This window comes from Streptomyces sp. NPDC001219 (genome assembly GCF_053597915.1).
Genome location: NZ_JBSFJF010000028.1, coordinates 74,761 through 98,038 on the forward strand (window position 1 = coordinate 74,761; position 23,278 = coordinate 98,038).

The 23,278-nt window shown below is 72.2% G+C and carries 20 protein-coding genes; 11 read left to right on the top strand and 9 right to left on the bottom strand.

The genetic code is table 11. The annotated features are described in order from the left end of the window. Nucleotides 1-43: 43 nt before the first annotated feature. The gene (locus ACWC9R_RS19840) at nt 44-352 is read right to left on the bottom strand and encodes a hypothetical protein (RefSeq protein WP_450733177.1); all 309 of its coding nucleotides are present in this window, start codon (nt 350-352) and stop codon (nt 44-46) included. 342 nt (nt 353-694) lie between these two features. On the opposite strand from ACWC9R_RS19840, the gene ACWC9R_RS19845 reads away from it, so the two are divergent. After that, nucleotides 695-1,114: a hypothetical protein gene (locus tag ACWC9R_RS19845; RefSeq protein ID WP_450733179.1), complete on the top strand. Its 420-nt coding sequence runs from the start codon at nt 695-697 to the stop codon at nt 1,112-1,114. Nucleotides 1,115-1,264: 150 nt separating this feature from the next. On the opposite strand, the gene ACWC9R_RS19850 is transcribed toward ACWC9R_RS19845, so the two are convergent. The 3 genes from ACWC9R_RS19850 to ACWC9R_RS19860 form a co-directional block, all read right to left on the bottom strand. Beyond that, a complete protein-coding gene (locus tag ACWC9R_RS19850; RefSeq protein ID WP_450733181.1) occupies nt 1,265-2,365 on the bottom strand; it encodes a PP2C family protein-serine/threonine phosphatase in 1,101 nt (366 codons plus the stop codon). Nucleotides 2,366-2,521: 156 nt separating this feature from the next. Further along, a complete protein-coding gene (locus ACWC9R_RS19855) occupies nt 2,522-3,772 on the bottom strand; it encodes an MFS transporter (protein WP_450733183.1) in 1,251 nt (416 codons plus the stop codon). Then, on the bottom strand, nt 3,763-4,263 hold the full coding sequence (locus tag ACWC9R_RS19860) for a MarR family winged helix-turn-helix transcriptional regulator (RefSeq protein WP_450733185.1): 501 nt from the start codon (nt 4,261-4,263) through the stop codon (nt 3,763-3,765). The genes ACWC9R_RS19855 and ACWC9R_RS19860 overlap by 10 nt, the downstream gene beginning before the upstream one ends. Nucleotides 4,264-4,480: 217 nt before the next feature. On the opposite strand from ACWC9R_RS19860, the gene ACWC9R_RS19865 reads away from it, so the two are divergent. From ACWC9R_RS19865 to ACWC9R_RS19880, 4 genes are all read left to right on the top strand, one after another. Then, a complete protein-coding gene (locus ACWC9R_RS19865; protein ID WP_450733187.1) occupies nt 4,481-6,571 on the top strand; it encodes a SpoIIE family protein phosphatase in 2,091 nt (696 codons plus the stop codon). A 476-nt stretch (nt 6,572-7,047) separates the two neighbouring features. Next, nucleotides 7,048-7,353, top strand: a complete 306-nt coding sequence (locus tag ACWC9R_RS19870) for a hypothetical protein (protein WP_450733189.1) — start codon at nt 7,048-7,050, stop codon at nt 7,351-7,353. A 131-nt stretch (nt 7,354-7,484) separates the two neighbouring features. Beyond that, complete coding sequence (locus ACWC9R_RS19875) at nt 7,485-7,769, top strand: hypothetical protein (RefSeq protein WP_450733190.1); 285 nt, start codon at nt 7,485-7,487, stop codon at nt 7,767-7,769. Between the two features lie 123 nt (nt 7,770-7,892). Beyond that, entirely contained in the window at nt 7,893-8,186 is a 294-nt protein-coding gene (locus ACWC9R_RS19880) for a hypothetical protein (protein WP_362612518.1), read from the top strand. 36 nt (nt 8,187-8,222) lie between these two features. On the opposite strand, the gene ACWC9R_RS19885 is transcribed toward ACWC9R_RS19880, so the two are convergent. Then, on the bottom strand, nt 8,223-10,307 hold the full coding sequence (locus ACWC9R_RS19885) for a SpoIIE family protein phosphatase (RefSeq protein WP_450733193.1): 2,085 nt from the start codon (nt 10,305-10,307) through the stop codon (nt 8,223-8,225). Between the two features lie 515 nt (nt 10,308-10,822). Between ACWC9R_RS19885 and ACWC9R_RS19890 the strand changes: the two genes are divergently transcribed. Further along, nucleotides 10,823-11,593, top strand: a complete 771-nt coding sequence (locus ACWC9R_RS19890) for a GNAT family N-acetyltransferase (protein ID WP_450733195.1) — start codon at nt 10,823-10,825, stop codon at nt 11,591-11,593. A 45-nt stretch (nt 11,594-11,638) separates the two neighbouring features. Here the strand turns inward: ACWC9R_RS19890 and ACWC9R_RS19895 are convergent, their stop codons facing one another. Beyond that, on the bottom strand, nt 11,639-13,705 hold the full coding sequence (locus ACWC9R_RS19895; protein WP_450733197.1) for a SpoIIE family protein phosphatase: 2,067 nt from the start codon (nt 13,703-13,705) through the stop codon (nt 11,639-11,641). 275 nt (nt 13,706-13,980) lie between these two features. On the opposite strand from ACWC9R_RS19895, the gene ACWC9R_RS19900 reads away from it, so the two are divergent. Further along, entirely contained in the window at nt 13,981-15,537 is a 1,557-nt protein-coding gene (locus ACWC9R_RS19900; protein ID WP_450733199.1) for a GMC family oxidoreductase, read from the top strand. 120 nt (nt 15,538-15,657) lie between these two features. Here ACWC9R_RS19900 and ACWC9R_RS19905 read toward each other — a convergent pair whose 3' ends face one another. From ACWC9R_RS19905 to ACWC9R_RS19915, 3 genes are all read right to left on the bottom strand, one after another. After that, nucleotides 15,658-17,577 (bottom strand): hypothetical protein, encoded by a 1,920-nt coding sequence (locus tag ACWC9R_RS19905; protein ID WP_450733201.1) that lies wholly within the window; start codon nt 17,575-17,577, stop codon nt 15,658-15,660. A 282-nt stretch (nt 17,578-17,859) separates the two neighbouring features. Next, entirely contained in the window at nt 17,860-18,594 is a 735-nt protein-coding gene (locus ACWC9R_RS19910) for a class I SAM-dependent methyltransferase (protein WP_450733225.1), read from the bottom strand. 130 nt (nt 18,595-18,724) lie between these two features. Next, nucleotides 18,725-19,516: a PhzF family phenazine biosynthesis protein gene (locus ACWC9R_RS19915; RefSeq protein ID WP_450733202.1), complete on the bottom strand. Its 792-nt coding sequence runs from the start codon at nt 19,514-19,516 to the stop codon at nt 18,725-18,727. Nucleotides 19,517-19,744: 228 nt separating this feature from the next. Here ACWC9R_RS19915 and ACWC9R_RS19920 point away from each other — a divergent pair, with 228 nt between their 5' ends. The 4 genes from ACWC9R_RS19920 to ACWC9R_RS19935 all read left to right on the top strand — a co-directional run bounded on the left by ACWC9R_RS19920 (nt 19,745) and on the right by ACWC9R_RS19935 (nt 23,265). Next, entirely contained in the window at nt 19,745-20,497 is a 753-nt protein-coding gene (locus ACWC9R_RS19920) for a PE-PGRS family protein (protein ID WP_450733203.1), read from the top strand. 247 nt (nt 20,498-20,744) lie between these two features. After that, nucleotides 20,745-21,392, top strand: a complete 648-nt coding sequence (locus tag ACWC9R_RS19925) for a sigma-70 family RNA polymerase sigma factor (RefSeq protein ID WP_450733205.1) — start codon at nt 20,745-20,747, stop codon at nt 21,390-21,392. Nucleotides 21,393-21,688: 296 nt separating this feature from the next. Further along, nucleotides 21,689-22,009, top strand: a complete 321-nt coding sequence (locus tag ACWC9R_RS19930) for a GYD domain-containing protein (protein WP_450733207.1) — start codon at nt 21,689-21,691, stop codon at nt 22,007-22,009. 11 nt (nt 22,010-22,020) lie between these two features. Next, nucleotides 22,021-23,265 carry a PP2C family protein-serine/threonine phosphatase gene (locus ACWC9R_RS19935; RefSeq protein WP_450733209.1) on the top strand — a complete coding sequence of 415 codons (1,245 nt, stop codon included), beginning with the start codon at nt 22,021-22,023 and terminating at the stop codon, nt 23,263-23,265. The last annotated feature ends 13 nt before the right edge of the window (nt 23,266-23,278 follow it).

The following is a 23,278-nucleotide window of genomic DNA, read 5'->3' on the forward strand; positions in this document are numbered from 1 at the left end:
CTCACCGGGGTGCGGAACGAGGCAGTCGCACGGCACGAGCTCCCTACTCCACCGCGTACAGCAGGTTGTACTCGGCACCGTCCGCCCTGAAGCGCAGACTGCGCTCACCGGGCGTATCCGTGATCCACTGCTCCCCGAGCTTGCCGTCCCCGGCTGTTCCGCCGCCCTCCCCGAGGGAGACCGCGATCGTTCCCGTGAAGTCACAGTCGTACTTGACGGTGTACATCCGGTCTCCCAGCACCGTCCCGTTCCACACGGTGCCACGGTTCTGGACCACCAGCCTCGGCTCGTCGGAGCCGCTCCAGCCCTCAGTCGTGACGCACTTGAGCTTCTCCAGATAGAGCTTGGCCATACCGTCCCCTGTGCAGGATTCTTCTCGACACTGCACATCCTGCCGAGCCTCAATAAACGATCACTAAACGCACGGGCGATGCGCCCGTGAGCGTGCCCGAGGGTCTTAGAACGCGCAATACGAACACCGTTCGCGCCCAGCCGAGAGTGGTGACGCCTTCTTGACCGCCATTTGCACCGTACGTGAGGATCTCCGCAGGTACTGACAGATGGTGAGAGGACGGACATGTCCTGAGAAGCCGGGGAGGCGGAGGGACACAGGACAACCAGCCGGGCCCTCACACCGCCACCACATGACCGGGCCGCGCACCGAAGATGGCGGCCGAATCCGGGAGGGACGATCGTGGCAGGGCACTTCATCCTCAGGAGCATCACCAACTCCGACATCGCGCTGGCGGGGCAGAAGGGCGCGAACTGGTCCGCTGTCCAGCACGCCGACATCGGCTGGAACACCACATCACGCGACGTGCTGTCCAAAGCGCTGAGCGGTCAGCCGATCGGCAACCGCGACGGGCTCCCGCCGCACCGCTATCTGGAGTCCAAGTTCAGCACCGGCCCCACGCTGGAGAAGTACCTGCGGGGCGCGGGCTGGGCAGACACGCTCATCCGGCCGGACAGTGCCGGTCTCGGCCTGCGCGAGCTGAGCCCCAAAGCCAGGGCCGCGTGGGACCGCGGTGACCGCACCGCGGCGCTGGTCGAGCAGTTCCTGCACGGCACCGCGACAGTCGAGGTGTACTACATCAGCGGGACCGAGATGAGCTGAGCGTGGTAGCCGCCTTGGTCGGTTGACGGTCCAGGAATGCGGCGAGGTCGCCGTCGCCGGAAGGGGGATCTGGCACAAGTAGGCGGCGGGCGGACGGAGTTGGCGCTGTGGTGACGGGCCGTCCGCCCAGCGCGGGCGCGTCCGTCCCGCTCAGGTGGGGTGTGAGGCCTGGCATCGGGTGACGGCGAGGATGGCCATGTCGTCCGCGTGGGCGCCCTCGGTCCAGCGGCCGACGTCCTTGGTCAGGGTGTCCACCAGGGTCTCGGGGTCCGTGAACGGCCGGCCCAGGCGCGCCGAGGACGCCGGGTCGTAGAACGTGCCCCGCCTGTCCCGTGCCTCGGTGACCCCGTCCGTGACCAGCAGCAGTGAGGCGCCCCGGGGCAGCCGCACCACATCGACCGGTGCGGCGGCCGCCGGGGTGATATCGCCCAGGCCCACGCCGAGGGGCAGCTGCGGGACGGTCGGGTCGAGTCGTACGGGCTGCTCGTCGTGCACCAGATACGGGGGCGGGTGCCCGCGGTTGACGAGGCTCAGCCGCTCGCCGTCGGCGGAGACCTCGGCCAGCACGGCGGTGGTGAAGCCCTCACTGGAGATCACCGGCCCGCTCCGGGCAGCCGCCCTGGCCAGCGCCTCGTCCAGCCGCTCTCCCAGCGCGGTCAGGGTGGGGGCGTATTCGGCCTCCTCACGGAAGGCGCCGAGCGCGACGGACACCGCGGCGACGGCCTTGAGGCCCTTGCCCCGTACATCACCGATGATCATCCGCACCCCGAAGGGTGTCTCCTGCACCGCGTAGAAGTCGCCGCCGATCCGCGCCTCGGCCTGCGCCGCGGTGTACCCGGCGGCCACGGCCAGCGGCCCGGCCTCCCGCGGCGGGTCCGGGAGCACCGCCCGCTGGACCGCCTCCGCGACGTCCCTGGCCAGCGCCAGATCGCGGCCCTGCCGCACGATGAGCCGGTTCACCCCGAGCGCGAGCACACCGATCAGGCCGACCACGGCCAGATCGACGAGCAGCGGCGTCGCCGGGCGGCCGCGTTCGAGGTCCAGGGCCACCGAGACGACGCAGGTGACACAGACGACGGCGAGCGCGGAGCGGAAGGTGAGGGTGGCGCCGGCGACGAGCGGTGCGGCGGCCAGCAGCGGCAGACCCATGTACGGCTCGGGCGCGAAGAGGTTCAGCAGGACGCCGGCCAGCAGGGCCAGCGCCGCGAGTATCCAGGGCACCTTCGCCAGCGTGGGTTGCAGGCCATTCACAGTGCATCTCCTGCTGCCGGGCCGCGGTCGCGACGCGGAAGGACCGGAGGCCACCGCACGGCACCGGGTGTGCCGGTCCATTGGCTTCACATATACGCCTTACGGGCTGGATGCGCGCGTTACGGCGGCGCCGCACCCGTCCGCGCGGCGACGCTCCTAGCCGGACTCGGCCCCGCGCGGGGACAGCGCGGAGAACCAGCGCAGCCCCGGTGTGGTCGCGCCGACCAGCGCCACGGCGCCGATGCACAGCAGGCCGCCACTGACCAGGGCCGCCGCGCCCGAGGTGGCGTCCGCGACGAGGCCGCCGCGCAGGTTGCCGAGGTCCGGTCCGGCCTGGCCGACGATCTGTTCGGCGGCGCTGACCCGGCCGAGCAGTGCGTCGGGGGTGTGCAGCTGCACGAGGGTGCTCCGGGAGACGACGGAGACGGTGTCGGCGGCGCCCGCCACGGCCAGGAAGGCCAGCCCGGCCCAGGGATCGGCCGCCAGGCCGAACAGGGCGAGGGCCGCGCCCCAGGTGGCCGCGCCGCCGAGCATCACGAGACCGGGGCGGGCGAGACGGGTGAAGCTCCCGGCGAAGAGGGAGGCGAGGACCCCGCCGACCGCGACGGCGGTCAGGAAGAGTCCGAGCGTACGGGGGTCATTGCCGAAGCGTTCCGCGTTGACCTGCGGAAACAGGCTGATCGGCATCGAGAGCACGGTGGTGGCCAGGTCCGTGAGGAGCGCTCCGCGGATGACGGGGGTGCGGACCAGGAAGGCCAGGCCGTCCGCCACACCGCGCAGACCGGGGCGGGCGGGCTCGTCGCCGGGGGCCATCCGCGGCAGACCGTACGCCCCGTACAGCGCGGCGGCGAAGGTGAGCGCGTCGATCAGGTAGCAGCCGCCGACGCCCAGTCCGCCCACGATCAGCCCGCCCAGTGCCGGGCCCGTCAGCATGGCGCCCTGGAAGGAGATCCGGTTCAACGCCAGCCCGGCGGCGAGCTGTTGCTCCGGCAGCAGACGGGGAAGGAAGGTGCGGGCGGCCGGACCGCCGCCGGCCATGAAGCAGGACTGCACCGCGACCAGCGACAGCACCCCCGCGGTCGGAAGGTGCCCGAAGAGGCCCTGAAGGGCGAGCAGCGCCACACAGACGGCCTGGCCGGTGGTGGTGATCAGGTAGACGGTCCGCCGGTCCACCCGGTCGACGAGCGATCCGGCGAAGAGTCCGAGCGCGAGGAGGGGGACGGCCTGGGCCAGGCCGACGGCTCCGGTCCAGACGGTGCTGTGGGTCGTCTGCCAGACCTGGAACATCACGGCGACGAGGGTCATCTGGCCGCCGAGCCGGGAGAGCGCCTGACCGAACCACAGCCGCCGGAACGGCGCCGACCGTCGCAGCGGGGTCAGATCGAGCAGCGCGTTCCTCACTCCCATGCCGGGTCCTCGGCCAGCCGCTCGGCGATCCGGTCGTGGAAGCTCTTGCGCGCGAGGGCCTGCTCGACGTCGGCGACGGCCCGGCTCAGCGGATAGGGCACCTCGGCCTCGATCTCGGCGAGCGCCGCCTCGGTGGCGCGCCACTCCGCGGCCAGCCGTCCGACGAGGCCACGGGCCCGGTCCGTGAGCGTCACCCTCTTGCTGCGCGCGTCGTCGCCCGCCACGGTCTCCACCCAGCCGGCCGCCCGCATCGCGGCCACCTTCTGGCTGAGCGCGGAGTGGGTCCGGCCGACCGACTCGGCCAGCTCGGTGATGGTCATCGGCCCGCGGGCGTGCAGCCGGAGCAGTTCCCTGACGTAGCTCGGCTTGAGCCCGGCGATCCGGTGCTCGGCGTAGACCCGGGCGATGTCCGCGTCCATCGACGCCTGCAGCAGCCACAACGGCCGCCAGAGGCTCTGGTCGGTGGGGTCGGGGGTGGGTTCGTTGGCCATGAGCGGATCGTAACAGTGCTTATGTAAGTGCTGTCAGATTGCTTTCGGCCAAGCGGAGACCGGGCCCTGGCGGGACGGAGTGTGCGGGCGGCCGGTCCTGGTGGACCATGGAAGCCGAAGCACTCACCAGTGAAGGGGAGGCCACAGCCAGCGAGGTGGACAGGCCACGGACCGGAGCGAGGGTCCACAGGGTCCGTCGGGTGGAAGGAGTGCCCGGGTGAGCGCAGCCGACGGGCGTCCGGCCGGTGCCGGTCAGCCGAAGGGCAGGCAGCCACAGCCGAGCGGGCTGATGGACCTCCTCGGGGTGGCCGCGGTCCTGCTGGACGCCGATGGCCGGATCGTGCTGTGGAGCCCGCAGGCCGAGGACCTGTACGGCTACACCTCCGAGGAGGCGCTCGGGCGGTATGCGGCGCCCCTGCTCGTGCACCAGGAGCACTGGGACCTGGTCATCGGGAAGTTCACCGGGGTCATGGAGACCGGCCGGAGCTGGAGCGGCACCTTCCCCGTCCGGCACAAGGACGGCACCGTACGGCTGGTGGAGCTGCGCAACATGCGGCTGATGGACGACCACGGCGACTTCTACGCCCTCGGGCTCGCGACCGACTCCTCGACGATCCGCGAGGTGGAGCGGGACGTCGCCCTGTCCACCCGGCTGATCTCCCAGTCCCCCATCGGGCTGGCGATGCTCGACACGGAACTGCGGTATGTGGCCGTCAATCCCGCGCTGGAGCGGATGCACGGTATCCCCGCGAAGGAGCATCTCGGGCGGCACTACCGCGAGATCATGACCGCCACCAAGTTCGAGGTGCCCGAGGCCGCGATGCGGCAGGTCCTCAAGACCGGGGTCCCCATGGTCGACCAGGCCACGGTCGTCGGCCGTACCCCCGCCGACCCGGGCCAGGAGCACGCCTGGTCGATCTCGCTGTACCGGCTGGAGGACCCGCACGGGCGGGTGCTGGGCGTGGCTGACCTGGTGGTGGACGTCACCGACCGGTACCAGGCAGCCAGGGAGGCCGCCGAGGCCCGGCAGCGGCTGGCCCTGATCGCCGACGGCTCCGCCCGGATCGGCACGACCCTGGAGGTGGACCAGACCGCGCGTGAGCTGGCCGAGGTCACCGTTCCCGAGCTCGCCGACGTGGTGACGGTCGATGTGCTCGACTCCGTCCTGGACGAGGCCCGCCCCGCCCGCGACGACGGCCGGGCGCTCTTCCGCGCCCTCGCGGTGAAGGCCGCCTACCCCACCGAAGCCGTCCAGGCCGCCGATCCGCCGGGCCATATCGCCGCGTACGAGACCGACCGCCTGGCCACCCAGTGCGTACGCACCGGCCGTCCGATCCTCGTCCCGCACGCCGATGACCACGATCTGGCACGCATCGCCCGTGACGACCACGCCGCCGGCCTGCTGGCCCGCGCCGGGGTGCACTCGTATCTGGTGGCCCCGCTCACCGCCCGCGGCCAGATCCTCGGTGTCCTGGGGCTCATCCGCGCCGGCGACTCACCACCCTTCGACGAGGACGACCTCGCACTCGCCGTCGAGCTGGCCTCCCGCGCCGCCGTCTGCATCGACAACGCCCGCACGCACCAGAAGGTGCGCAACGCCGCCGAGACCCTGCAGCGCAGCCTGCTGCCCGACCATCCGCCGCACCGCCCCGGGCTCCGGCTCGCCTCCCGGTACCGGCCCGCGCAGGCCACCTACGAGATCGGCGGCGACTGGTACGACGTCCTCCCGCTCGACGGCGACAAGACCGCGCTGGTCGTGGGTGACGTGATGGGCAGCGGGATCGACGCCGCCGCGACCATGGGCCGGCTGCGCACCGCCACCTGCGCCTTCGCCGACCTCGATCTCGACCCCGCCCAGGTCCTTCAGCACCTCGACAAGATCACCTCGGACCTGGAGCACTACATCGCCACCTGTGTCTACGCGAGCTACGACCCGCACCGCGCGGTGTTCCACATCGCCACCGCCGGCCATCTGCCCCCCGCCCTCGTCCGCCGCGGCAAGCACCCCGAGTTCCTCGACCTGCCCACCGGCACACCGCTCGGCGTGGGCGGCGTCCCCTTCGAGACCACCACCTTCCGCCTCGACCCCGGCGACCAGCTGGTGCTCTACACCGACGGGCTGGTGGAGACCCGCCACCACTCCCTCGACGAACGCCTGGACACCCTGCTCCGCCTGCTGAACCCGCCCGACGGCTCCCTGGAGGAGACCTGCGACCGCCTCCTCCGCGAACTGCGGCGCCCCGACGACCCGGACGATGTCGCCCTGCTGATCGCCGGCACCGAGCCGTTCACCCCCGGCAAGGACTGAGGAGCGATGCGCGGGCGCGGGACGGCCTCCGCGAGATGACCGAAATGGCGGTACCAAAACGACGATTCCGAAATGACGGGGCCGGAACGGCGGGCCATAATCGACCATCCGTGATGGAATTCTGACGTGAATTGATTACGCCAGGAAATTTGCGCTTCCCCGCCCTGGATTTCCCCCCTTCCCCGCGAAGGGGGTTTGTGTCCCTTTCTGGTGAATTCCGTGCGGATCAGCGCCCCGGGGACCCCATCGCCTCCGGCGCCATCCAAGGCGGACGATCATGCTCATGCCCGTCCCTCATGGGCAACCGACACCCGGAGGCGTGCTCGCGCCACCCATAAAGCTTAATTAGCCGCCCGAATTCGGGGATTTCAAGTGGTGCGCCGTGACAATGCAACTGGCTGCGTGTCATATCACTACTGCGCCGCAGAAGGGCGACAGGGTGTCGCCCTTCACAGCAGGCCGAAAGGAACATGTCCATGCGCACTGCCCGCACTCTGTTCGCCTCAGCCGTTCTCACCGCGATGTTCGCGGTCGCCGGTCCCACCGCGACCGCCGCGTCCGCGGTCGAGAGCCACACCACGGACCACACCGCGTCGAGCAGTTCCGCCCACGACCACGACAGGTGCAAGCACGGACACAAGCGGGACCATCACAAGAAGGACCACCGCAGGAAGCACCACAAGAAGAACCACCACAAGCGCGATCACCACAGGTGGGACCACCACCGCCCGAGCGGCGGCGTGCACACCGGCGGCGGGGGCCTGATGGACTTCCTGCGCTAGGACGGGGACCGGCCGGCACCCGGCCCGGGTGCCGGCCGGTTCCTGTTGCCCTGTGGGGCGGGTTTCCTCTTCGGGAGCCCGCCCCACAGCGGCGATTCGCCGTGGCGGGCAACGGCTGATAGGGAGGTGGCATGAGCGAAATACCTCCGGTTCTGACCGTGACTGCCATCAGCACCATTGGTGCCGCCGATGTGCACGACGACAACGCGGACTCCTGGGTGGTGATCGAAACCGCCGAGCAGGGGCAGCTGTTGCTCAACCTGCCCGGCCCCCTGTACCGGGCCGCGGTCCAGGCCACCGAGCTTCCGGCCGACCAGGCCGGCCCCGGCCGCCTGGCACTCACCGAGGACGAAGTCACCGCCTACCGCGCCCATATCGCGGCCCTGGCCCGCGCCGACCAGGAACCGCGCGCCTAGCCAGGCTTCCGGGGCCGGACCGCGGTGCGGAACGGAGCCGGCCTGAAGCCCGGAGCCGGCGGCTCGCGGCAGACCTCTCATCCGGCCGGGTTTCAAGCGGCCGAAGGCGGCAACACGTTGCGCATGTCCTCACGCGCTCGTTACCGCAACAACGAAGCAGCGAAGGTCATCGTCGTTCTCGCGGATCTGACGGCGCTGATCCTCGGTCTGTGGATTCTGTTCGCCCTCCTTGACGCGAACCGCGCCAACGACCTGGTCACCTTTGTCCATGACGTGGCCGGCTGGCTGGCCGGGTGGTCGCACGACCTGTTCACCATGGACACCGACTGGCTGCGGACCGTGCTGAACTACGGGCTTCCCGCCGTCGTCTACGTGTGCGTCGGGCACGCGCTGGCTGCCCGCATCCGCCGCTTCTGAAACGGGCGCGCCCCGCCCCGATCCGAGAGGCGGTCTCTAGGCGTCCTGATCCTGGCCCAGGGCACGGGCGATGAGCACGGCCACGTCGTCGGGGTTGTCCGGATCGCGCAGCGCGTCGAGCAGGCGGTCGCAGGTGTCCTCCAGGGAGCGGTCCGGGCTGTCGAGCAGGCGCAGCAGGAACGACAGCCGCTCGTCGATGGCGTCATGGCGGGTCTCCACCAGACCGTCGGTGTAGAGGACCAGCTGGTCGCCGGGGTTCAGGCGGAAGGTGGCCTCCTCGAAGGGCACCCCGCCGACCCCGAGGGGGACGCCGATGGGCAGGTCGAGCAGCGTCGGGGGCCGGCCGGTGCGCATCAGCACCGGTGGCAGATGTCCGGCGACGGCGATGTGACAGACCGCGTGCAGTGGGTCGTACACGGCGTAGGCGCAGGTGGCGTACTGCTCCAGACCGGCGGTGATCTTGTCGATGTGCTGGAGCACCTCGGTCGGCGGGATGTCGAGGTCGGCGAGGGTCGAGGTGGCGGTGCGCAGCCGTCCCATGGTGGTGGCGGCGCCGATGCCGCTGCCCATCACGTCGCCCACGACGAGCGCGGTCTTGTCCGCGCGGAGGGGTACCACGTCGAACCAGTCGCCGCCGACCTCGCTGACCGTGCCGGCCGGCTGGTATCGGGTGGCGATCTCCAGGCCCTTCCCGTGCGGCGGCCGGTCGGGGAGCAGGCTGCGCTGGAGGGTGACGGCGGTGTTGCGCTGGCTCTGGTAGAGGCGGGCGTTGTCGATGCACACCGCGGCGCGGTCGGCCAGTTCGGCGGCCAGCGCGAGGTCGTCCTCGTCGAACGGCAGCGGGTTGCGGGCGCGGGTGAGGCCCAGGGCTCCGAGTACCTCGCCGCGGGCGATCAGCGGCATCGTCAGGTAGGTGTGGATGCCGGCGCGGGCCAGCAGGGCGGCGGCTTCGGGGTCGCGGGCGATACGTGCCAGGTCCCGTTCCCCGACGTGGGGGATCAGGAGCGGGCGGCCGGTGCGGACACACCGGGTGGCGAGCCGGTCGGGCCCGTAACTGGTGAGGTGGCCGGGCGGGTCGGCGGCGCGGACCGCCTCCGTGGGGTAGGCCGCCTTGACCGCGAGGGCCCGGAAGAGCGCATGGCGGGCGCCGGGTGTCTGGGGCTGTCGGCCTTCCAGGACGGAGTCCAGGATGTCCACCGCGGCCACGTCGGCGAGGTCGGGGACGGCGACGTCGGCCAGCTCACGGGCGGTCTGCTCCACCTCCAGCGTGGTGCCGATCCGGGCCGAACCGTCGGCGATCATGGCCAGGCGCCGCCGGGCGCGGGCCGCCTCGGTGGCCGCGCGGTGCCGGTCGGTGACGTCCACCGACAGGCCGGCCACCCCGAGTACCCGCCCGCCCGGGTCCTCCAGCCGGTAGTAGGAGACCGACCAGGCGTGATCGTTGTCGGGGTCGGCGGGGGTGCGGCCCACGGTGTGCTCGTCGACCAGTGGCGTTCCGGACGCCAGGACCTGCCGCAGGGCGGCCTCGATGGCGTCGGTGTCCAGGAACGGCAGCACCTCGCGTACCGACCGGCCCAGATGCTCGTGGACGGGGACACCGTTCATCCGCTCCAGCGCCGGGTTGACGGCGAGATAGCGCAGGTCGGTGTCCAGGACGGCCAGCCCGATCGGGGACTGCGAGACCAGCCGGGTGGACAGGGCCACGTCGCGTTCCACCTGGCGCAGGATCTCCTCGTCGGTGGCGATGCCCAGGGCGTAGAAGTCGCCCCGGTCGTCGAGCAGCCGCATGTTGCGGAACTCGACCAGCCGGGTGCCGCCGTCCTTGTGCCGGACGGGGAAGGCGCCGGCCCAGCTCTCGCCCGTCGCCATGACCTCGGTGAACAGTCCGATCACCAGGTCCAGGTGCTGTTCGTGGACCAGCAGCCGCCCCGCGTACTGGCCCAGCGCCTCCCGCGCGGTGTAGCCGAAGAGCTTCTCGGCCTGCGGGCTCCACAGCACGATCCGTCCCTCGGCGTCGAGCAGCACAGCGGCGACGCTCAGCAGATCCAGCAGTCCGCTCCGCCGCGGCACCCCGGAAAGCGGCTGATCGCCCGCCGGGCCGAAGGGGCCTGCTGTGGCCATCCCGGCACCTCCTCCGCCTGTGCGCGCGGCATACGGCCCCGCCGGCGGGCCGCGGGCCGTGTTCACCGCAGCTCACCGTGCTTCCATGTTCCCCGGATCGGGGAGGCCGCGCAGTCGCGCCGGGCCCCGGCCGGTGCACCGCGGCTGTGGGCAGGGCTCCCACCGGCCCGACCGTGATCAACACCACGCCTTCCCAGCGGCTCCCCCGGCCGGCCAGGGCGCCGAGAACGGGCCTCCGGCGGCCGGTCCCCCGGGGCCGGGCGGTGGTGAACGGCGCAGGTCGGCGGGGTCATTCCCCGGTGGCCTCCGCCGCAATTCCCGGTACTTCCGCGGCGCCCGGGTTCCTGATTTGCCTCGGGCCAGGGGCGGTGTGCAACAGTGGGCCTCCCGGTCAGCCGGGCGCGCCGCTGCGCAGCCCCTGCCGGGACTCCCCCACACCCCAAACGGTCGGTTCCGGCTGCGCCCTGTGCGTGTCCGGACCGTCGCCCTCCCGTCACGTCCTTCCCGAGAGAGCGATGCAGGCAACGACTCTTCCTCCCCGGACCGCAGACCTGTTCCGGCAGGGTCTGGAGCGCCAGGCCGGCTCCGCCCTGCTGCGTTTCGGCGCCGCGCGGCAGCGCCCGGCCGACCGGATCAGCTGGTCCGGCGACGGCGCCGCCGCCTGGCTCGACGACGCCCGCGGACATCTGTGGAGCGTCGGCGAACCGGTCGCCGCCGCCGGACTCGTCCTCCGTGCGGCGCATGAACTCCCCGACCACGTGACGGAGTTCACCGGTCCCCTGGGTACCGACACGCTGGTCGGCCGTCACCTCGCGGTGAGCGAGGTCGTCGAGTGGGTCTTCCGGTGGACGCTGGAGGCACCGCCCGTCCAGCGGGCCGAGGAGCGGGTGATCATGCTGGACGAGTCGCACCACGGGGAGCTGCTCGCCTTCCTCAACGCGCACAGCCCCGCGCACTCGACCGGCCCCGGCTCGTCCGGCGTCAGCCTGTGGACCGGTATCCGTGGCGCCGACGGACAGCTGGTGGCCTGCGGCGCGCTGAGCAGTCTGCGGGACAGCGGGGCTCCGCTGATGGCCTCGGTCGCGACGGACGCGCGGCAGCGCGGCCAGGGGCTCGGCGCGGCGCTGACCTCGTGGCTGACCCGGTACGCCGTACGCCGGTACGGGTTCTGCACGCTGTGGCAGCTCGCCGACAACACGCCCGCCGAGCGCCTCTACAGCCGCCTCGGATACCGCAACGAGGACCCGTGTGTGTCCGCCCGGATCGCCCCGCCGGAATGGGTCTGAGGCCGGACCGTCCGACCGCCTGCGGCGCGTGACCGGGGCGCGCCGTCACAGCCGCAGGCGGTGTACCCGGGCGAGGAGCAGGACGGTGTCATCGGCCGGGGAGCGCGGTACCAGGCGGGCGAGGAGGTGGTCCGCGGCGGCTTCCAGGGAGTCGGGGAGGCCGCTGAGTTCGGTGCGGAGCGCCGTCAGCCCCTCGTCGATGTCATGGCCGCGCGCCTCGATGAGCCCGTCGGTGTAGAGGACGAGGGTGGAGTCGTCGGGCAGGCCGAGCTCCGTCGACCGGAAGGGGCAGCCGCCGACGCCGAGGGGGACCCCCAGCACCTCGTCGACGATCTCCGTCCGGCCGTCGGGGTAGCGGACCAGGGGCGGCGGGTGGCCGGCGCTGGCGATCCGGGTGTGGCCGGTGACCGGGTCGTAGCGGATGTAGAGGCAGGTGGCGAGTTCGATGCCCGCCTCCTGGGCGCAGTGGTCGAGTTCGGTGAGCAGCTCTTCCGGTTCCTGGTCGTGCCGGGCCAGTGCCTTGGCGGTGATGCGCAGCCGGCCCATCGCCGCGGCGGCCGAGACACCGTGGCCCATGACGTCGCCGACGACCAGGGCGACCCGCTGGTCGGGCAGGGCGATCATGTCGTACCAGTCGCCGCCGACCTCGGTGACGTGACTGCCGGGCAGATAGCGGTGGGCGACGTGCAGCGAGGAGCAGGTGCCCAGGGAGCTGGGCAGCAGCGCCCGTTGGAAGGTGAGGGCGATGTTCCGCTCGCGGCTGTACAACCGGGCGTTGTCCAAGCAGAGCGCGGCCCGGGAGGCCAGCTCGGCGGCCAGGCTGAGGTCCTGCTCGGTGAAGGCCGGTCTGGCGGCGGACCGGCCGAAGATGGCGATGCCCTGCACCGTTCCGCGCGCGATGAGCGGGGCGAGGAGGAGGCAGGTCAGTCCGCTGCCGGCCAGTACCCGGGCGCGCGCCTCGTCCAGTACGGTCCGCAGCATGAACTCCTGGTTCACCGGCACCGCGATCGGACGGCCGGTCCGCAGCATCCGGTGGATGGCGGAGCCCGTCGGGTAGTGCACCCCCTCCACCCCGCTCACCAGCTCCGTCGCGGGCGGAGGCAGCACGGTGCCGTGGGCGAGGCGGCGGGTGATCACCGGTAGCTCCGGGTCGAACACCTCCCGCTCGTCCAGCCACTCCACCAGCTCGACGACGGCCGCGTCGGCGAAGACCGGCATGACGGCGTCGACCAGTTCCTGGGCGGTGACCTTCACGTCCAGGGTGGTGCCGATCCGGGCGGACGCCTGGTCGAGCAGGGCCAGCCGCTGACGGGTGGCGGTCGCCTCGACGATGGCCTGCTCCCGGTCGGTCACGTCCACCAGCAGTCCGCCGACTCCCGGGCGGGTGCCCCCGGCCCGGGAGAGCGGGAAGAAGCTCACCGACAGCACCTTGTCCCGGTCCGGGTGGCCCCGGGTGCGCATGCCGACCCGTACCCCCGCGACGGGCCTGCCCTCCTCGGCGACGCCGCGCAGCATCCGCTCGTACTCGCCGCCATCCGCGGTGATCATGGTTTCGGTGATGCGCCGCCCCAGGTGTTCCTCGATGGGCAGCCCGTTGATGTCGGCGAGCCCCTGGTTGAGGTGGGCGTAGCGCAGTTCCTCGTCGAGCATGACCAGGCCGATCGGGCAGGTCTCGAAGAGCGCGTCGAGGAAGGCGAGATTGGTCTTCACCCGGTCCAGTTCGTCGCCCCGGCTCGCCAGGGCCATGATCACCGTTCGTCCGGCGACGCCGGCCACCGGGAAGACCCGGAAGCCGCAGTCGAAGACCGCACCGTCGAGATGCCGGGCGGGCAGCCGGCCGCGCCAGTAGCCCTCGGTCCGGCCGCGCTCGGCGAGGCGGGCGCAGTGGCCGGGTCCGTCGGCGGGAGCGGCGGGGAAGAGCAGGGCGCCGGGTTCCGCCAGGGTCTCCGCGGCCCGGTAGCCGAAGAGGTCCTGTGCGCCGGGGCCCCAGTAACAGATCCGGTCCTCGTCATCGAGGCCGAACACCGCGACGGCGACATGTTCCAGCAGCGACCCGGGCTCGGACCAGAGCGGACCGCGAGTCTGCCCGTCGCTCGGCCGATCTGCTGGCACCGGCTCGTCCTTCCACCGCACGGTGGCCCCGCCGCCCGGCGAAGGCCGGAACGGCTCTCTTCATTCTGCGCCCGTCCCTCAGGTGCGGACACTCGGCGTGGCACCGGAGCCGGGGCGAGCGGCGTCGTGCCGCCGCGGTTCCGTCGGTGGGCACGCCGCCGGTGCGGGGCGCGGCCGGTCCGCCGCAGGGACATTGGCCGGATTCCCGGTGTGAGCGGGCCCGCCGGTGCGGCTTGGGTGGAGGGGTCCGTGCGAGCGCAGCGTGAGGGGTAGGGGTGTACGACTACATCATCGTGGGAGCCGGGTCGGCCGGATGTGTGCTGGCGGCGCGGCTCACCGAGGACGAGCACACCCGCGTGCTCCTCGTCGAGGCCGGGCCGGTGGACGAGGCGCCGGAGATCCATGTTCCGGCCGCCTTCAGCAAGCTGTTCCAGACGAAGTACGACTGGAGCTACCTCAGCGACTGCGAACCGGGGCTGGACGGCCGGCGCCGGTTCCTGCCCCGGGGCCGGATGCTCGGCGGTTCGTCGTCGATGAACGCGATGATCTACATCCGCGGCAACCGCCGTGACTACGACGCCTGGGCCGCCGCCGGCGCGGAGCAGTGGGGCTGGGACGACGTCCTCCCCTACTTCCTGCGCGCCGAGGACTTCCGTGGGGAGAGTTCGCCGTGGCACGCGACCGGCGGGCCGCTGACCATCAGCGAAGGGCGCTCCCGGCATCCGCTGATGGCGGCCTACGTGGCGGCCGCCCAGGAAGCGGGCCACCCCTTTACCGCCGACTTCAACGGTCCGGAACAGGACGGCGTCGGCTACTACCACCTGACGCAGCGCGACGGTATGCGGTGCAGCACGGCCGTCGCCTATCTGCGGCCGGCCCTGGACCGGCCGAATCTGGAGGTGCTCACCGGGGCCCAGTGCACCCGGGTGCTGTTCGACGGTGACCGCGCGACCGGGGTCGAGCTGGAACGGGGCGGTGAACTGCTGCAACGGCGCGCCGAGCGGGAGGTGGTGCTGTCGGCCGGGGCGTACAACTCCCCGCAGCTGCTGATGCTGTCCGGTATCGGCCCGGCCGGCGAACTGACCGCCCACGGCATCACCCCCCGGGTGGACCTCCCGGTCGGCGAGAACCTCCAGGACCATCCGCACCTCGGCCTCCTCTACCTGACCGACACCGAGACCCTGCTGACCGCCGGGACGCCGGACAACGCGCGCCTGCTGGAGACCGAGGGCCGTGGCCCGCTCAGCTCCAACGTCGGTGAGGCCGGGGGTTTCCACCGCACGCGCGAGGGCCTGGACGCTCCCGACATCCAGGTGCACGCCACTCCGGTGATGTTCCACGAGGAGGGCATCAGCCAGGTCACCGACCATGCCTTCATGTTCGGCGCCGCCCTGCTCACCCCCACCGGGCGGGGCAAGGTCTCGCTGCGGTCGGCGATCCCCAGTGCCAAGCCGCACATCCTGCACAACTACCTGGCCACGGAGGAGGATCAGGGCACGGCGGTACGGGCGCTGCGGCTGCTGCTGGACATCGCCGACCGGCCCAGCCTGCGCAAGCACCGGCGGGCCGACTTCCGTGTCCCCCGCTCCACGGACGACGCCGGACTGCTGGAGTTCGCCCGGCGTGAGCTGCAGACGCTCTACCACCCGGCGAGCACCTGCGCGATCGGCCCGGTGGTGGACTCCCGGCTCAGGGTGCACGGTGTCAGCGGGCTGCGCGTGGTGGACGCCTCGGTGATGCCGACCGTGGTCCGGGGTAACACCAACGCGCCCACGATCATGATCGCGGAGAAGGCGGCGGACCTGCTCCGCGACCTCCCGGCACCGGCCTGATCCGCGGCGTCGGCCGTACGGGCGTCCCCAGGCGACGTCGGTGCCGACGCCTGGGGACACCCCTGCCTTCCGGTTCCGTGCGCGGGGCCGGAAGGCGATCCCGGGGCGCCGGGGCCCGGTTCAGCTGATCCGGGCGGGGACGAGCAGACGTTCGCGGCCCAGGGCCGTGGCCGTGGTCTCGCCGTACAGGACGAGTTTGCCGCCGGGCCAGAGCGCGACGAGGTCGTCCTGGCGGGTGCCGCCGCCGAAGGCGCCGGCGGTGACCAGACCGCTGTACCGCCAGGCCGACTTCGCGGGGCGGAGCCGGTGTTCGCCCTTGAAGCCCTTGGCGGCGAGGTTCTCGTAGACGGTCACCTCACCGTCGGACCAGCGGACGAACAGGTCCTGGTCACCGGTGGCCTTGGCGAAGTTCCCCGCGACGCTGTCGCGGGCGTGTGACCAGGTCGTGTTCTTGCGCTTGGCGAGCCGCTTCTCGGCGTGCAGCCCCCGGCCGTCGACATTGGTGTAGAGGGTCATCTCGGCGTCGGACCAGCGGACCACGAGGTCGTCGCGGCGGGCGTTGCCGCCGCCGAACCGGCCGGCGGTGAGGCTCTCGGCGTGCTTCCAGGTGCCGTTGGGGCCCTTGAGCTGGATCGCGTTGCTGAGCTTGGTGGTTTCGTTGACGTCCTTGTAGAGGGTCAGTCTGCCGTCGGCCCACCGGACGAGGAGGTCATCGGTGCCGTTGCCGGTGAACTCCCCGGCGGTCATGGCCTTCGCCTGCTTCCAGACCTTGTCCTTCACGAGCCGGATGTCCTTGCCCAGGCCGTAGGCGCGGTTGCCGGGGTAGAGGGAGACCTCACCGTCGGACCAGCGCACGACCAGGTCGCCGGTGCCGGTGCGCACCGAGCCGGAGTGGAAGCGGCCGGTGACGGCGGTGGCGGCGTGCTGCCAGGTCGTGCCGTCGCCGAGGGGGTTGACGGTGTCGGGTGCGGCGTCCGTGACCGCCTGCCGGTAGAGACGGAGGACGTCGTCGTCGAACTGGGAGCTGTAGGAGATGTCCGCCCGGAGCCCGCCGGTCTTGTAACCGCCGATGGCGCCCACGAGCTTGCCGCGGCTGCCGTCGAAGCCCTCCAGGAACGGCCCGCCGCTGACCCCCGTACGGAAGTCGTCGCAGGCGATCTCCATGAACCGGCCCTGGAACGCCCTGGTCTGCTGGGTGCACTGCAACGGGGTCTGCTGGCCCCCGGGGTAGCCGGTGAGCGTCACCTCACGGCGGGCCAGCTTCGCGGCGGGCACCGCCGTGAGGGTGTTGCCGGGGCCGACGGCGTCCTCCAGGAGCTGCCCCTGGGAGTTCGGTCCGACGCGCAGGACGGCGAAGTCCACATCGTCGCTGGGCGAGGAGGACAGATACCGCTCGTCGAGCCACATCTTGCCCGGTTGCATCGGGAAGAGGCCGTAGGGCCGCTCCCCCGGCTCCCCGGCCTGTGCGGCGCCGCCGCGGTAGCCGGGCACGAAGGCGACGTTGCGGTACGGCTTGTCGCCCTTGAGACAGTGGGCCGCGGTGAGCACCAGGCTCTTGGTCGGCGAGGTGACGGCGCTGGCGGTGCAGAACTGGTTGGGCGTCGGCGAACCGTCCTCGCTGCGGACCAGGAAGACCCCGACCGTGGCGACGCCCGCGGGAACCCGATGGCTCGGCGCGAACAGCGCGCTCCGGCCCGCCGCCCCCGGCACCTCCGGAAGGTCCCGCCCCTGCTTCCCGGCCCGTGCCGCGTCCACGGGGACGGCGGTACGGATGCGCTCCGGCGTCCAGTAGCGCTCCAACTCCTGTGCCCTGCGGATCTCTTCAGGTGTCACGCCCTTGGAGGGCCGCACCGGGCCGTCGGACGGCGTTGCCGGGCCGGGGGTCGCTGTGACCGGGCCACGGGCCAGCGTTGTCGGGACGGTCGGCGGCGAGGCCGTCGTCGCGACGGGAGCATCCGGTACGGCCATGGCCGGAACGGCGAACGCGAACGAGGCGCAGACGCCGACGGCGGCGGCGCGCACTAAGGGTATTCGTTTCATGAGCCTGTCCGTAGAAGGGTCGAAGCGACCGGTACAGCTGAGGGAACCGTGGGCGAAGGTGCGTTCCTGGCCCGGGGGTTCGGTGGTGCCGGCGCGCTGGATGGCGGGATTCCTGGGTCAGCTGGGCACATCCTGGTCGCCGCTGGTCGGCGCCGTCTGAACCTGCTGTGCTGCCCTCAAGGAAGGCCGGAGCGCGCGGCTTTCGCCGGATCGCTTTTCGACGGGGTAACAGAGGAGGAGCTGGAGGAAGGTATCACGAAACCGCGGGCAATATCGGACAGGCTATCGACGGCGGGCGAGGGTGACGATCTCGCGGCTCGTCGCGGTGACGGGCCCGCCGTCCCAGTCCCCGTACCGTGCCTCGACGGCGAAGCCCGCGTCGGCGAGGAACGCGTCGAGTCCCGCCGCGTCGAGGAAGCGCAGACGCGTCCGGTCGACACGGAGCACGGTGTCGTCGGCCGTGGCCGTCGTACCCGTGAAGGTGACCACGTCACCGATGACGGACTCGGTCTCGTGCCAGAGGCGCAGGGCCCGCCCGGCCGGGTCGACGACCTCGGTTGCCCGGGACGGGTTCCAGTCCTCCCAGGCACGCGCCTGCGGATGCCGGGTCTCGAACGCGAACCGGCCACCACCGCGCAGCGCGGTGTGAACGGCCGCCAGGGAGGCGGTCAACTCCGCGTCGGTGACCAGGCATTGGAAGGCATGGCCGGTCATCGTCGCCAGGTCGAACTCCGCGTGCCACCGCGCGGCCGCCGCGGTGCCCTCGACCCACTCGACATCGGCGCGGCGCCGGGCCCGGCCGAGTGCCGCGCGGTCCGGGTCGAGGCCGACGAGGCGGCCCGAATGGCCCTGTTCGCGTGCGCGGTGCAGCATCGCGCCGGTGCCGCACCCGACGTCCAGGACCGCGCCCGCTGCCCTGACCAGCCCGTCGTAGAAGCCGTCGGCGGGCCACTGCTCGGGGTCCCACGGGTTCAGCACGTCGTACAGCGCGGCGGCATCGGCGTCCGAGAACTCCATGGCGTCGTCCACCCCCGTCTCCTCGTCCCGGTCCACCGGCCTCAGCGCCCCGGGCTCCCGCTCCCACCGCGCCGGGCCCTGTGGGCTGAGCGCCGCGGCCAAGGGGATGCCCGCTTCCGGGGTGTACGCCTCACGCGGTCAGTTCGCCCTCGAAGACGGTGACGGCCTGGCCGAGCAGGGTGACGCGGTCGTTCCGTAGCTCGACACCCACGCGGCCGCCTCGTGCGGACAGTTGGGCACCGTTCAGTGCGGTGCGGCCCAGTCGGGTGGCCCAGTGGGGTGCGAGGACGCAGTGGGCGGCGCCGGTGACGGGGTCCTCGGGGATGCCGGCCGCGGGGGCGAAGACACGGGAGACGAAGTCGTGGTCGGCGTCGGCCGGGGCGCTCGCGGTCACGATGACCGCGCGGCCGCTGAAACCGGCCAGCGCGGCGATGTCGGGGTCCAGGTCACGCACCGTCGCGGCGTCCGCCAGCTCCACGAGGAGATCGTGCCGGGCGCGGCCCGTCCACCGCGGCTCGGCGCCGAGAGCCGTGGCCAGGTGGGGCGGTGTGGCGGTCGCGGTCGGCGCGTCCGCCGGGAAGTCCAGGGATATCGCGCCGTGGCTGTGGCGGCGGGCGGTCAGCACCCCGCTCAGGGTGTCGAAGTGCAGGGCCGCGTCGGGAGCGGCGCCCTGGGAGTGCAGCACATGGGCGGTGGCCAGCGTGGCGTGACCGCACAGATCGACCTCCACGGTCGGCGTGAACCACCGCAGCCCATAGGTGGTTTCCGCCGTCCGGTGCACGAAGGCGGTCTCCGACAGGTTGAGTTCGGCGGCCACCCGCTGCATCCAGGCGGCGTCGGCCGGGCGGTCCAGGAGACACACCCCGGCGGGGTTCCCGGCGAACGGCCGGTCGGTGAAGGCATCGACGATGAAGGCACGCATGCGCCCGACGCTACTGGCTGCGGGGGTGGTTCGTCCCGGGGACGGGGCCGCTGAGCGGTTGCCGGATTCGTGGTGGTGGCGGGTGTCCCGTACGTCTTTGGGTGGCGCGTCGGCCCTCGATGTGCCGTAGTCCGCCACCCCTTCCAGCAGTCATTTTCGCTCCGGAAGTGAGCATCTTTTGAGCCTCATCTGTCTGACGGAGCAGGTGACGGGCAAGCTGTTCTCGCCATGGAAGCCGGATACGTACTCAGAGGATCGCGGGCCATCGCGTTCGCGGTGGTCTGTGTGCTGCTCACGGCTCTCGGGCATGTGCTGACCTCCGGGGCGGTGCTGTCCTGGAAGGTGCTGCTGGTCGCCGCGGCGGGGGCCGCGGGAGGCGCGTGGTGCTTCGCCGGCCGCGAGCGCGGTCCGCTGACGGTGGCGGCCCTGACCGTGGGCACCCAGGCGGCGCTGCACTCCGTCTTCGCCCTCGGGCAGGCGCTCGGCCACGCCGGGCACAGCAAGCTCTCCTGGACCACGCTGTGGTGGGAGTCGCTGCGGTGTGGCGGCGGCATGCCGCTGCACGGGAAGCGGGACCCAAGTGGTCTGGACGGGGCGCTGGTTGACGGTTCGCCGGTGCGGGCGATGGCCGAGGGCGGGCACGTCGGCGGTCTGCCGGTGGACGGCCAGATGGCCGGTATGGGACATGTTCCGCATCTGGGGGCGCCGGGTGGCGCCGGTGCGATGCTCGCGGCGCATCTGCTGATCGCGACCTTGAGCGTGTGGTGGATGTGGGGCGGCGAACGCGCGGTCTTCCGGCTGCTGCGGGCGGTGTCCCTGGCCCTTGTGCCGCGTCTCCGCCTCGTGCTGTGTCTGGTCCTGCCGACCCTCCCGCCGGACGCCAGGGAACCGGAGCGGACACCGCCACGCGCCGTACGGAGACTGTTCCTGGTCCATGTCGTCTCACGACGGGGCCCACCGCTGGAGCCGGCTGTCCTCTGACAGCAGAGCGCCCTCCGGGCAGCGGACGGACCGCGCGGGTACATCGCGCCGTCCGCACCCGGGCCGACCTCTCCGGTCCCTCCCGACGCCGTCGCGGTGGCCGGATTCAGCGAAGGACTCCCGATGATGATGACGCCTGCCCGGATGCGGGTCCCACGGCTCTCACGGATATCCGTGCCCGTACCGATGCCCCTGCCGCTGCTTGTGCCGCTGCCCGTGGAACGGTGTGACGGAGCGGAGGTCTCGTATGCGTGCTGCTGAGGACGCCCTGGTGACCCGGTGGGCGCTGGAGGGCCGGAGCGGCGACGAGGCCGCCGTCGAGCGGTTCGTCCGGGCCACCCGGCGCGATGTGCTGCGCTATGTCACGCACTTGAGCGGTGACTTCCAGGCGGCGGACGACCTGGTCCAGGACACCTATCTGCGGGCCCTCCGTGGCCTCCCCTCCTTCGAGGGCCGGTCCTCGGCCCGTACCTGGCTGCTGACGATCGCGCGCCGCACGGTCGCCGACCGCATCCGTGCCAACCGGGCCAGGCCCCGGATCGCCGCGCTCGACGACTGGCAGACCATGGCGGAGCAGGCACAGCCGGAGGTGCTGCCGGGCTTCGACGAGGGCGTCGTGCTGGCCGATCTGCTCGGCGCGCTCGCGCCCGCCCGGCGCGAGGCGTTCGTGCTCACCCAGCTGCTGGGGCTGCCGTATGCGCAGGCCGCCTCGGTGGCACGGTGCCCGGTGGGCACCGTCCGGTCCCGGGTGGCGCGGGCCAGGGAGACGCTGATCGCGCTGCTGAACTCCGCCGAGGACGGCCCCGAGCGGCGGGCGGACGGCGCGGAGCGGGAGGCGGCGCCGGCCGGGTTCGGCGCGGCGTGGCAGGTGTCCGCTTCGACGGCCTCGGCCTGACGCCGGGGGCCGGGGTGCGGGGACGCTCCGTGCGAGCCGTCCCGCGCCCCGGCCGAGCCGGCCTTCCTCTCCGCGCCCCGGTCCAGTCAGTCGTACGGGCCGGACGCCTGGTTCCCGGTGGACCACCGCCTCGCTGGACCGGCACCGGCCGCCGCCCGTGGCAGGTGTCCCGGCCGTGGCGCGGTCATCCGTTCGGCGGCCCCTCGGTGGCCGCCGCGTTCCGTGCGGGTGAGGGTGGCCCTGCGACCGCCGTGCCGCGGTCCGCTGTCGCATGGGCTGACGTATGGGAGAGCCGGATGCCGAAGTACCTGGTCCAGGCCAGCTATACCGCCGAGGGCATGAAGGGGCTGCTCGCCGAGGGCGGCTCCGGGCGCAAGGCGGCCGTCGAGCAGGTGGTCGGCTCCTGCGGCGGCCGGCTCGAAACGCTGTACTTCGCCTACGGGGAAGACGACTTCTACTGCGTCGTCGAGTTCCCCGACCACCTCTCGATGGCGGCCATCTCCATGGCCGTCCGCGCCAGCGGCGCCCTGCACTCCAAGACGATTCCGCTGCTGACGGTCGAGGAGATCGACGAGGCCGCCAGGAAGTCGGTCGCCTTCCGCCCGCCGGGCGCCTGACCCGCCTGCGCGTGAGCAGACCGGAGCTCGATCATGCGGCGCTGTTCGCCGCGACTCCGAGCGCGTGCCTGGTCCTCGATCCGGAGCTGGTCATCGTGGACGTCAACGAGGCGTACCTCCAGGCGACCGGGCGGACCCACGACGAACTGCTCGGGCAGTACGTCTTCGACGCCTTCCCCGACAACCCCGCGGACCCCGACGCCGAAGGGGTGCAGAACCTGCACCCCTCGCTCCGCCGCGTCCTGGCCACCGGGGAGCCGGACACGATGGCGGTGCAGCGGTACGACATCCCCGTGGCGGGCCGGCCGGGGGAGTTCGAGGAACGCTGGTGGTCCACCATCAACACCCCCGTCCCCGGGCCGGACGACGGGGTGGCGTGGATCATCCACCGGGTCGAGGACGTGACGGCGTTCGTCCACTCCCGCCGGGCCCGGCCGATGCCCGGCGGGCGGCTGAGCGAACGGGAGGAGGCGATGGAGGCCGAGCTGTACGTCCGGGCCCGCGCGCTCCAGCACCTCAACGAGGAGCTGCGCCGGGCCCATGCCCGTGAACGGCAGGTCGCGGTCACCCTCCAGGAGGCCATGCTGCACTCCCCCGACCTCGCCGGGCACCGGGACATCGCGGTGCGCTACCTCCCCGCCATCGGCTCCCTGAACGTCTGCGGCGACTGGTACGACATCGTCGACCTCCCGGAGGACGGATTCGCGGTCGCGGTCGGCGATGTCGTCGGCCACGGGCTGGAGGCCGCCGCCGTCATGGGCATGCTCCGCAGCGCGCTCAGTGCCGCCGCCCGCTCCGTCGACGGTCCCGCGCAGGCGCTGAAGGTGCTCGGCCTGTACGCCCGCTCCGTCGACAAGGCGCTGGCCACCACCGCCGTACAGGTCCTGATCGACACCGCCGGCCGGCAGGTCACCTACAGCAGCGCCGGCCATGTGCCACCCGTCCTGCTGCACGCCGACGGCACCCACGAACTCCTGGACCGGGCCACCGATCCGCCCCTGGGAGCCCATCCCGAACAGGAGCCCCGCCCCCAGGCCCGGCGTCCGTATGAGCCGGGCGACACCCTCGTCCTCTACACCGACGGGCTCGTCGAACGCCGCGACGAGGACATCGACCACGGCCTCGCCCGGCTCACCGACGCCCTCGCCCGCTACAGCCGGTTCAGCCCCGAACGCCTCGCCGACGCCCTGCTCCACCGCCTCGGCGTCAGCGCGGGCGCCCGCGACGACATCGCTCTCGTCGTCGTGCGCCTGTAGTTGCGGGAGGTCG